Origin of the sequence: Parabacteroides sp. AF27-14 (assembly GCF_003635425.1) — a bacterium.
Classification (GTDB): domain Bacteria; phylum Bacteroidota; class Bacteroidia; order Bacteroidales; family Tannerellaceae; genus Parabacteroides; species Parabacteroides distasonis.
Genome location: NZ_QTLZ01000045.1, coordinates 356 through 11,043, shown reverse-complemented (window position 1 = coordinate 11,043; position 10,688 = coordinate 356). Strand labels below are relative to the sequence as shown.

At 34.3% G+C, this 10,688-nt stretch carries 11 protein-coding genes; 9 read left to right on the top strand and 2 right to left on the bottom strand.

Annotated elements, in window-relative coordinates:
* Positions 1 to 201: hypothetical protein (locus DWY79_RS23205; protein WP_233564035.1), on the bottom strand; the 201-nt coding region annotated here is incomplete at its 3' end.
* Positions 202 to 284: 83 nt separating this feature from the next.
* Entirely contained in the window at positions 285 to 692 is a 408-nt protein-coding gene (locus DWY79_RS21975) for a transposase (RefSeq protein WP_122268703.1), read from the bottom strand.
* 99 nt (positions 693 to 791) lie between these two features.
* On the opposite strand from DWY79_RS21975, the gene DWY79_RS21970 reads away from it, so the two are divergent.
* The 9 genes from DWY79_RS21970 to DWY79_RS21935 all read left to right on the top strand — a co-directional run.
* A complete protein-coding gene (locus DWY79_RS21970) occupies positions 792 to 2,537 on the top strand; it encodes a tetratricopeptide repeat protein (protein WP_122370478.1) in 1,746 nt (581 codons plus the stop codon).
* 127 nt (positions 2,538 to 2,664) lie between these two features.
* Positions 2,665 to 3,024 carry a DUF3244 domain-containing protein gene (locus DWY79_RS21965; RefSeq protein ID WP_122370480.1) on the top strand — a complete coding sequence of 120 codons (360 nt, stop codon included), beginning with the start codon at positions 2,665 to 2,667 and terminating at the stop codon, positions 3,022 to 3,024.
* Positions 3,025 to 3,112: 88 nt separating this feature from the next.
* Entirely contained in the window at positions 3,113 to 4,732 is a 1,620-nt protein-coding gene (locus DWY79_RS21960) for a vitamin K epoxide reductase family protein (protein ID WP_122370476.1), read from the top strand.
* A 49-nt stretch (positions 4,733 to 4,781) separates the two neighbouring features.
* Positions 4,782 to 4,961, top strand: coding sequence for a hypothetical protein (locus DWY79_RS22510; RefSeq protein WP_147431812.1), 180 nt, complete (start codon positions 4,782 to 4,784; stop codon positions 4,959 to 4,961).
* Positions 4,962 to 4,983: 22 nt separating this feature from the next.
* Complete coding sequence (locus tag DWY79_RS21955) at positions 4,984 to 6,135, top strand: DUF4369 domain-containing protein (RefSeq protein WP_122370474.1); 1,152 nt, start codon at positions 4,984 to 4,986, stop codon at positions 6,133 to 6,135.
* 20 nt (positions 6,136 to 6,155) lie between these two features.
* Positions 6,156 to 7,190: a lanthionine synthetase LanC family protein gene (locus DWY79_RS21950; protein WP_122370472.1), complete on the top strand. Its 1,035-nt coding sequence runs from the start codon at positions 6,156 to 6,158 to the stop codon at positions 7,188 to 7,190.
* On the top strand, positions 7,187 to 7,936 hold the full coding sequence (locus DWY79_RS21945; RefSeq protein ID WP_122370470.1) for a galactosyltransferase-related protein: 750 nt from the start codon (positions 7,187 to 7,189) through the stop codon (positions 7,934 to 7,936). The genes DWY79_RS21950 and DWY79_RS21945 overlap by 4 nt, the downstream gene beginning before the upstream one ends.
* Before the next feature lie 28 nt (positions 7,937 to 7,964).
* Positions 7,965 to 8,657 carry a glycosyltransferase family A protein gene (locus tag DWY79_RS21940; RefSeq protein WP_122370468.1) on the top strand — a complete coding sequence of 231 codons (693 nt, stop codon included), beginning with the start codon at positions 7,965 to 7,967 and terminating at the stop codon, positions 8,655 to 8,657.
* 73 nt (positions 8,658 to 8,730) lie between these two features.
* A partial coding sequence (locus DWY79_RS21935) for a peptidase domain-containing ABC transporter (protein WP_233564034.1) occupies positions 8,731 to 10,688 on the top strand: 1,958 nt, incomplete at its 3' end.

Genomic DNA, 10,688 nt, shown 5'->3' with positions numbered 1-10,688 from the left:
GGCTTCAGCATCAGGTGTGACTCGTGCATCAGCCCGTAGAACCAGTCCCGGCCGGCCACGCATCCCGTCCGGATAGAGTTCCTTGAGCATCAGGTACAGCTTGTACGCCCCGATGCCCGGAGCCTCATGCCGGATATCCCTCACGGTGTCAAGTATCTCTTTCTCTGACAATTCCCTGCGCATGCGTTTCTCCTTGCTCACGGAGTAATAACCTTCTCTAGTCTTGCCAAACAGCCCGCTCAGGCTACCGATCGATTCCTTGGGATGCCTGAGCCGAAGGTTGTCTACCGCTTGGCGCCAGCTTTTTTTAGCAGGTCGATGCCATATTGTTCCCGCCCGATCTTAAGAAGCTCATGCAGAGCCTCATTGCGCAACTCAGAGTAGGCCAACGCCTTGCGTAGGCGCAAGTTCTCCTCCCGGAGCCTCTCGCTCTCCGTTTGGGGACCGGTCGCCTTGGATGATTCGGATTTCTTTCGTGCCATATATACCTGATGTTCTAACTCTGTCAGATCGGACGGTAAAGATAGCGTTTTTGACTCAAAATAACCTTCCCAGCGACTGAAGGTCACGTAATCAACCGAATATTTCTTACATAGCCTGTACTTGGTTGAGCCACTCTCATAATACTCCTTCAGCATACGGAGCTTGAACTCCATGCTGTAATTTTTACGTTCTCTTAACTTGTTTGACATGTTACACACGTTCTTTTAATTGTTAATTACGTGTGAAGTAAATCTGTATCATGTCATCGCCTTTTTGTATTATCTTTATCGGCAACAAATAATATGCGAATGAAAAAAAACATTGTTACCCTGTTAGCACTAATACATATTATATTGATCTCTTGCGATGGAATAGGCCACCCAATCATAGACTTCTGGAAAGTAGAGAACCTTATGCCCCAACATCCGGATAGCGCGTTAATGCTCCTTGAACAAATAGAGAACAAAGAAAACCTATCCCGAAAAGATAAGGCACATTATTATTTGCTGCTAACAGAAGCAGAAGACAAAACCCGTGCGAAACATGCTTCAGATTCCTTGATCACTATCGCCACGGACTATTACGAGAATACGGATGACTCGAAGCGGAAAGCCAAAGCCTGGTATTACCGGGGGCGGGTCAACCAGGATTTGAACCTGCCCTTGAAAGCGCAGGAATATTACCTAAAGGCATTGAGGGATGAGGAGCAAATTACGGATCATGCCTTACTCGGCAGAATTAACAATCATATAGGTATGCTTTATACATACCAGGAGGTTTACGATAAGGCATTGCCCTTCCAGAAAAAGGCGGTAGAGGATTTCCGTACCCTAAGAGATTCCATGGGCCAAGTATTCGCATTGCGAGATTTAGGGAGAACGTTCTCGATGCTGGGATATCGAGACAGTGCGATCATCAGCAATCAAAAAGCGATCGCTTTAATGGGAGAGAAGATTCTTCCTTCCGTTTATACGGAATTGGCATCTCTTTATATGAGAGATAAGCGAATTGAGGAAGCGTACGAATTATTACAAAGATCCTTACAGAATGTAGCAAAACCACAAGCCAAATATCCCGTATATTTAGTGCTGGGGCAGCTTTATAAAGAAAGCGGTCAAATCGATTCTGCCCATTTCTATTTACAAGCCTGCGCAGATTCCACCCAATCACCGACCACACGTGCCGGAGGATTTTTTCACTTAAAAGAGATCGCTTTGGCACAAAAACAGTGGGAGCAAGCGGCGTTATTATCTAAGCAATATGAGTCGTTGCGTGATTCCATAGAAAAGGAACAACGAACCAAATTGATACGAAAGAACCAAGCCCTCTATGATTATACCGAAATTGAACGGGAATTATGTAATATGCGACTTTACGCCTCCGACATGAAATACCGATACACTATATTCATAATAGGTTTCTTGGTCGTTTTATGCGGTATAATTCTCTATTTCATCCATTACACGCAAAAGAAAAAAATATTGGTAAAACAATTAGAAGAGAACGAATCCCAAATCCGTAAGAATAAACAAACCATCCAAGAATTGTCAACCCTTAGAGATAGTTTGCTACAAGATACCTGTACCAATAAAGACAACCAGGAGCTTGCGCAAACGAAGGAACGGCTAGAGAACCTATCTCGCATCAAAAAACGTCTGGAACAAGAGGTAGAAACGCTAAATAATAAATGTCTTGCCTTAAGCGAGTGGAAGAAGAACAGAGAGGACCTTTTAAAACAATTTCAAGCTACACAATTGTATCACAACTTTCACTCCCCTGCCGATTGGAAACCGACAGAAGAAGACTGGAATACCCTTTTCGCCTCTGTGGATGGAAATAATCCCGGCTTTGCAATCGCATTGGAAAAGTCAAATTGGCTAAATGCGTCCGAAAAAAAGATTTGCTATTTGACCAAGATCAAGGTAAAACCGACAATGATTGGTATATTGCTAGATCTTGAAAATGCGTCTATATATCGTAGACGATTGTATGAGAAACTGACAGGGAGTCGTGGATCAACCAAGGATTTTGATAAATATATCGCTGATTTATAGTTCTTTTTGTGAAAAAATGAACAAAACATGAACAAAGATATTGAGTTAAAAAATGTTTGTTCATTTTTTGTTCTTTTTACTCTCATGTTTTTATCATTTCTTTGATATCAAAATAAAAATTAGAAACATGAAAGCACATTTGTTGACCTTGTGTATCCTTTTTGGATTCTTCCTCTCCATTTCATTAGCGTATGGAGATGACATCCCTATACATGGAGAGTGGGATGATGAAGATTATCGCTCTATCACGGCGTTACCCCCAACATTATCTATAGAGAAAAATGTATTAAGTGTGAAATTAGTAGATGCATTGGATGATTTGACTATCTATGTTACGGATGAGGCAGGTATTATAATATATGAGAATACAATATCCGGAAATATAGGCGAAGTGTTCAGTATACCATTAAGTGAGGTAGACTCAAATACATACCAAGTTATTTTGACTCACAAATTAGGATGTCTAGTTGGTAAGTTTGAGAATTAATAGCTATTACAAATATTAACTATATATTTCCACATGATAGTTTATTAGATAATTAAGAATACATATTTGATTAATAATAATATAAACTATGTTTAATAGAGGTTCTAATGTATTTGTTTCCTATCTTAAATCAGCAAAGGTTAAGCACACAAATGCATTTGCAAATAAAATATACAATGAGCATCCTAATAAAAACAATTTATTAGGAATTTCTCAGATGTTAAATTTATATAATATTGATAATATAGGAATTACTGTCTGGAAAAGAGAAGATGATTTAAATAATATAGAAACACCTTTTATTGCTTATGTTGGTGATGAATTTGTAGTTGTAGACGAAGTAAAAGAAGATAAAATCTCTTACATATCAAATGGTGAAAATCTAAAGATTCCACTATCAAAGTTTTGGAATTTATGGACTGGAGTCACTTTGATATGTGATATTGACGAGAAATCTATAGAGCCAAGTTATTATAAACATTATAAAACGAATGTTATTCAACATTCGTTATTAAGTATCTTGTTTATATCGCTGTTCCTAATGGCTTGCTTTTTAACAAGTGAAAGATTTACTATTAATACAAATAATACGTTATTGTTGCTTAGCAATTCAACGGGAATTATATTAAGTGTTCTTTTGTTAAGTAAGCAACTGAAAATAAATAGTGCATATGTAAATAAAATCTGCACAATAATAAAAGAAGGCAACTGTAACGATATACTGGAATCAAAATCAGCTAAAATATTGAATGTTAGCTGGAGTGAGATTGGTTTTGGTTATTTTCTTTCAAATATAATAATCATTCTATATTCAAAAGATTTAGTACAATATATAAGCATTTATAATCTTTTTTGTCTACCATATACAATATGGAGTATATGGTACCAAAAATACAGAGCACATAAATGGTGTGTCTTATGTGTGAATGTACAAATACAAATGTGGATCTTGTTTATTATTAATTTGTCTTTTAACAACTTCAACTCATTTAGAAGAATAAATTTTGAGAATTTGTTATTTACAATATTAGTATATATAGTAGCAGTATTATCAACCCATATATTTATTAAAGTATTAAATGAGAGTAGAAAAGTCACTCCGTTAATCCAAGAACTTAATAGTATAAAAGCTTCTAGTGAAGTATTTAATATATTATTATCAAATCAAACGTATTATCAAGATACATCTTCTGTTTTTTCCAAATTGACCTTTGGAAATATAAAAAGTACAAATATAATTACTATTTTTTCAAATCCACATTGTCATCCTTGTGCGAAAATCCATCAGGCTGTTAATGATAATTTGAAAGACTTAATGAATAATATATTAATTCAATATATATTTACGTCATTCAATGAAAGCCTAGAAATAAGTAATCGTTTCTTGATTTATGTTTATATGTATTTTGATATTGATTTTTGTGCCAAAATATATAACGATTGGTTTAAAGGTGGAGAAGCTCATTTTTTTCTTAATAATAGTAATTCAGAGAAGAAATATGAAGAATGGCTTATTGATGAGATGGAGCTATACAATTATAGTAAATCATACAAATTTGATTTGTACTCACCAGAAATTTCAAAAGAAATTGAAAAGCATAAAAAATGGATAAAAGAAGCAAAGCCGCAAGGAACTCCAACTGTAATAATTAACGGATATCGATTACCTAAATATTTCAAAATTGAAGATCTAAAATATCATTTATAATTTTATATATTAATGTATTTTATTGTTCAACAAACTAATTAAAAGTCTTATGAAAACAAAAATTCTAAAAAAAAATTCACTGATTAAGAGTTCTGAAGTAATGAGCCAAGAAGAGATGGAAATGATTCTAGCAGGCTCTGGTTCATGTGCAGGCCAATGCTTTTCTGGAGCATGCAAAGTTTTAGCATGTACACGCCTTAATGGTGCTGGTGATTGTGGGTGCAGATAATTTAGTAATTAATCATTCGTAAATGAAATCACGATTGATCAAGAAAGGTTCTGATATTTATATATCAGAACCTAAAAGAAATGTTATCACTAAATACAAAGTATTTATAGTGTTTTTTATGCTTTATATACCGACAAAAATGATGTCTCAATTTGAATTAAAAGGTTTTATGGATTCAACTTTTGACAAGGATAGCGTTTATCTATACATTTACAAACATGATACAAAATATAAAACACTCCAAACTGTTATTAAAAATTCGCAATTCCAATTTTATGGTAAATCAAATCCTAATGATATTTCAATTTTACACATTAAAAGAAATAACAATGATGATCTTTACAATGAGGTAATACTGGATAATGGCAATATAAATGTATATTTGGCACTTGGTAATATAAAAATAGAAGGATCAAAACTAAATAATGAATATAAATCTTATATCGATAGCTGTAGTTACTATTTTGGATCAATCAAAGAAATTTTAGATGATTCCGATCCTAATAAATTGCACTTAAATAAAAGATACATAATGCTAAATGATAGTTTATATACCTATCTTTCAAATTACATTATTAGAAATATAAATAATTGCATAGGAAAAAGTGTAATAAAAAGAGAAATTATGGCATTTCCGGAAAATCAATTTAATGCTTTTAAGGATTCTGTTTTTAAATTGAGTATAAAATTAGATCCTTTTATTGTTGAGTTATTGAAAAAAAAAGAAGATGATATTAAACTTGAAAAAAAAATGAATAGACTTTATGATCAACAATTACTTGATATGCACTTAATAAATCTAAATAATGACACCGTTAATTTCCTTAATGTAATTAAAAACCAACAGTATACCTATGTAGAATTTTGGGCATCTTATTGCTCTTCTTGCTTAACAAGGATGAGTAATATAGAACAGAATATTTCTAAAGAGTCACTTTCTAAAATTCAAATCATTACAATATCAATAGATGATGATATTTTATTGTGGAAAAAAGAAGTCGGAAAATTGAAAAGAAACTGGGAAAATTTTATCATATCATCAAATGAAAACAAGAAAATAAGAGAGGAATATTTTATAAGATTTATTCCTTATAATATTTTAGTTAAATCAGGGAAAATAATAGGTATTAACATATCTCCTAAACAATTAGATCACATCATAAAGCAGGAGTAATAATACAATCATACACACATATGGGATACAGCGATATAAATATTTCAGAATTAGACACAATTCTATACAATGACTCTATGAATAAATTCCATAACGGGATTTATAGCGGAAAAATAGGTATTTCTATATATTTTTTTAATATGTATAGGATACATCGTAGTGAGATCTACTTCAATTATGCCAATGACATACTAGAAAGTCTTATAAACAATATAAGTGCAAACACTTCTGCTAGATTTAATGATGGCTTGTCTGGCATTTCGTTAGGAATTAATTATTTACATAAGAACCGATTTATAAAGGGTAATATAAATGAAATAACAAAAGAACTAGATAATGTAATATATAAAGAGTTATCATCATATGAGATTGGAGATATTTACAATTCAAAAGAATTATTACTACTTCTTTATTATTTATATAAAAGAATAATAGATGCAAATAGAAATCAATTGTACATATATAATAATTTAATAATTAATATTGTAAACGTCTTGTATAACAGCATTGATTGTTCATTCTTTTATGAACCAAATATATTCTTAATAGATGAATACAATTTAGGACTATTCATATATGTTGTTAGTAAGATTTTATCTTTAAATATATATAACACCAAAATATTTAGACTAATCAATAAACATGAGCATATTATTACTTCGCAAATACCTATTCTAAACTCTTTCAAATTAATAAAAACATCCTGCCTTTTAGAGCTTAACAGATATTACAAAAGCAAACAATGGAATATGCATTTTTATCTCTTATTTAAACAAATAAATATTAAAGATATTTTAGAAAAAGAGATGCAGGAGAAGAATATTTTTTTTCACAATGGATTACCTATATTATATTTAGCAACAAAAAATATAAATATGCATATAAAAAACAGCATAAGTATTAGTTCAAAATTATATGAAAATATGATAAAAGAATCTCATGCATGGGACCTTATAATAACTGATAATAATTATAGATATATGCATTCAGGATTATTTAATGGATATCCAGGAAGTAGATTATTTTTAGACCTTATATCAAGAAATATAATATGAGAAAACACTTTTTAGAGGATATAACATTTCTCATACCTGTACGAATAGACTCTATTATTAGACTTGAGAATTTGCTATTATCAATAGATAATATAACCAATTATTACCATGTAAAAATAATAGTATTGGAAGCTACAAAGTATAATAATGGGATTCTAGAAAAGTTGATAAAGCGCAAGGTGTCTTATTTATTCTATCAAGATCATGATGATATATTTCATAAAACCAAATATATAAATATACTATCACAAGAAGCCTCTACTAAATATATTGCTATTTGGGATGCTGATGTTATACTTAACCATACACAAATAATAGATTGTTATTCAAATTTATTATCTGGTAAATTCGATCTGGCATATCCATATAATGGGACTTTTTTAGATATGTCATATATTATTAGAAGTTACTATATGGTAAATAAAAAGATATCAATACTTGATAATAATAAAGAAAAAATGAACCTATTATATCAAGCATCAGGCAATATTGGGGCTGTAGGTGGTGCTTTTATAATAGATCTTAACAAATTCAATGAAATAGGAAAAATGAACGAAGAATTTTATGGATGGGGATTGGAAGATGGCGAATTTTATTATAGATCGATAAATAATAAGCTAAAAATATATCGTTCTAATGGTCCCTTATATCACTTGACACATCCTCGAGATTTGAATGGAAAATTCCATTCATATTTTCAAACAACAAAGTCTAAATGCGAATTGTTAAAAACAATTGAATCGTAATACATAACTCCTTAAAATATATAAATGTATGACAAATAAGTGCCCATTAATATCATGTGTATGTGTAACACATAATAGACCCAATATGCTTGAAAGAGTAATAAAATGCTTTGAATATCAAACATACAATAATAAACAATTAGTAATTGTTTATGAAGAGTTAGACAAACTAACAAAAGCATACATAGACTCACATACATTTTCTAACAATATAAAAATCATAATGATATCATTATCTATCCCTAAATTAACATTAGGAGAATTGAGAAACATAAGTATCCAAAAATCAGATGGAGAATATATTTGTCAATGGGATGATGACGACTGGTATAGCTGTGAAAGATTAGAAATACAACTAAAATATTTACTAAAAATGAAAAAATCAGCATCTATATTATTAAGATGGATTATCTATGACGACTTTTTAAAAAAATCCTATTTATCATTTATTCACGCTTGGGAAGGAAGTATACTATGTAAAAAGGAAATCCTTACATTATATCCATATCCTCCGATTGAAAAGGGAGAGGATGTTTCTGTTATAAAACAGTTAATATCAAAACATCACATAGCACTAATTGAAAACGAACCCGAAATATATGTATATGTGTTTCACAGAAACAACACTTGGGAAAATTCACATTTTGACAATATGATATCTTCAAGCATTGAATTACCAAAAGAAATTAATGAAGAAGTAATAGAATGCCTTAAGTGTTGATATATTTACTCATACTTAATACATACTTTTTAAAATGAACTCATAGCTATATAAATTTATCTGTATACATATTATGTTGAACAGATTTCCCTATTTTTATCAATATGATACAATGGATTGTGGCCCTACATGTATTCGTATGATTGCTAAATATTATGGTCGTATTTATACACTACAATATCTTAGAAATCATTCGTATATTACACGTGAAGGTGTTTCGCTATTAGGCATTAGTGAAGTCGCTGAACTTATAGGCTTTAGAACTCAAGGAGTAAAACTCACAACAGAAGAATTAGTAAAAGAATCTCCATTACCTTGCATTCTATACTGGAATCAAGCCCATTTCGTAGTGTGTTATAAAATTAGCCATAATAAATTCTATATTGCAGATCCATCTTCAGGATTAGTAACATATACTAAAGAAGAATTTGAACACAGCTGGATTAATACAAAAGTAAATGGACAAGATACAGGAGTAGCTCTTTTGCTAGAACCAGAACCCAAATTTTACAATACAGAAGATGATACAGAAGAAAATAAATGGAATATACGCTTCTTTTTCCGCTACCTCTCACCCTATAAGGAGGAAATGGCTCAACTGGTGCTTGGGATGCTTACCGCCAGCATCTTGCAACTAACCCTCCCCTTCCTCACACAGAGCCTCGTGGATACGGGTATACGGGACAACAACCTCGGCTTCATAACCCTCATCCTCATTTCGCAACTGGTGATCTTTATAGCCAAGCTGTCCGTGGACTTCATCCGGAGCTGGATATTGCTGCACGTAAACACCCGTATTAACATAGCGTTGATCTCTGACTTCCTCGCCAAGCTCATGCGCCTGCCCCTGCATTTCTTCGACACGAAGATGGTGGGCGATATCATGCAGCGGATCGGGGATCATGACCGCATTGAGGCTTTCATGACGGGGACTTCCATCAATACGCTCTTCTCCTTCGTGAACTTTATCGTCTTCGGGTTCGTGCTCGCCTATTACGACTGGAACATCCTCAGCCTGTTCCTGGTAGGCAACGGCCTGTACGTGGCGTGGGTACTCGCCTTCATGCGATGGAGGCGGGAATTGGATGTCAAACGCTTCAACCAGGCGGCGGGGGAGCAGAGCAACCTCTTCCAACTCATCACCGGTATGCAGGAGATAAAGCTCAACAACTGCGAGACCAAGATGCGGTGGAAATGGGAACGGATACAGGTGAAGCTATTCAAGATAGGGATTAAAGGCTTGGCCCTGCAACAATATCAACAGCTCGGAGCGGTGTTCTTTAACCAGACCACGAACATCCTTATCTCCTTTATCGCCGCCCGGGCTGTTGTGCAGGGAGATATGACATTGGGCATGATGATGTCCGTCACCTACATCGTGGGGCAGCTATCCTCTCCCATCGAGCAATTGATCGATTTCTCACGCTCCTTGCAGGACGCGAAGATCAGCCTGGAGAGGCTGGGTGAGATTCATGGAAAAGAGGACGAGGAGCAGACCGTAGACATGAAACTCAACTCCTTGCCCGACGACAGGACGCTAAGGCTGGAGAACCTCAACTTCAGCTATGACGGGGCGGACAGGGATTACGTACTGGAGGATATCAACCTGACGATACCGCATAACAGGGTGACCGCCATCGTGGGGGCCAGCGGGAGCGGGAAGACGACGATCGTGAAACTCCTGCTCGGTTTTTATAATCCCAACAAGGGGGACGTGAGGATCGGCGATACCTCTCTCAGGAACCTGAATCCCCACGTATGGCGTAGCAAGACGGGATCGGTCATGCAGGATGGTTTTATCTTCTCGGATACGATAGCTAACAACATCGCCCCCGGGGAGGAGGTGGTAGACAAGGAACGCCTGCTGCATGCCGTGACGGTGGCGAATATCCGGGATTTCATCGATTCGCTCCCGCTGGGCTATAATACGAAGATCGGCATGGAGGGAAACGGAGTGAGCCAAGGGCAGAGACAGCGTATCCTGATCGCCCGGGCGGTGTACAAGAATCCCGACTTCATCTTCCTGGACGA

Coding starts and splice junctions, on each gene's coding strand:
- DWY79_RS21940 (WP_122370468.1), top strand. CDS start 7,965: ATGACAAATAAGTGCCCATTAATATCATGTGTATGTGTAACACATAAT.
- DWY79_RS21955 (WP_122370474.1), top strand. CDS start 4,984: ATGAAATCACGATTGATCAAGAAAGGTTCTGATATTTATATATCAGAA.
- DWY79_RS21965 (WP_122370480.1), top strand. CDS start 2,665: ATGAAAGCACATTTGTTGACCTTGTGTATCCTTTTTGGATTCTTCCTC.
- DWY79_RS22510 (WP_147431812.1), top strand. CDS start 4,782: ATGAAAACAAAAATTCTAAAAAAAAATTCACTGATTAAGAGTTCTGAA.
- DWY79_RS21945 (WP_122370470.1), top strand. CDS start 7,187: ATGAGAAAACACTTTTTAGAGGATATAACATTTCTCATACCTGTACGA.
- DWY79_RS21975 (WP_122268703.1), bottom strand. CDS start 692: ATGTCAAACAAGTTAAGAGAACGTAAAAATTACAGCATGGAGTTCAAG.
- DWY79_RS21960 (WP_122370476.1), top strand. CDS start 3,113: ATGTTTAATAGAGGTTCTAATGTATTTGTTTCCTATCTTAAATCAGCA.
- DWY79_RS21950 (WP_122370472.1), top strand. CDS start 6,156: ATGGGATACAGCGATATAAATATTTCAGAATTAGACACAATTCTATAC.
- DWY79_RS21970 (WP_122370478.1), top strand. CDS start 792: ATGAAAAAAAACATTGTTACCCTGTTAGCACTAATACATATTATATTG.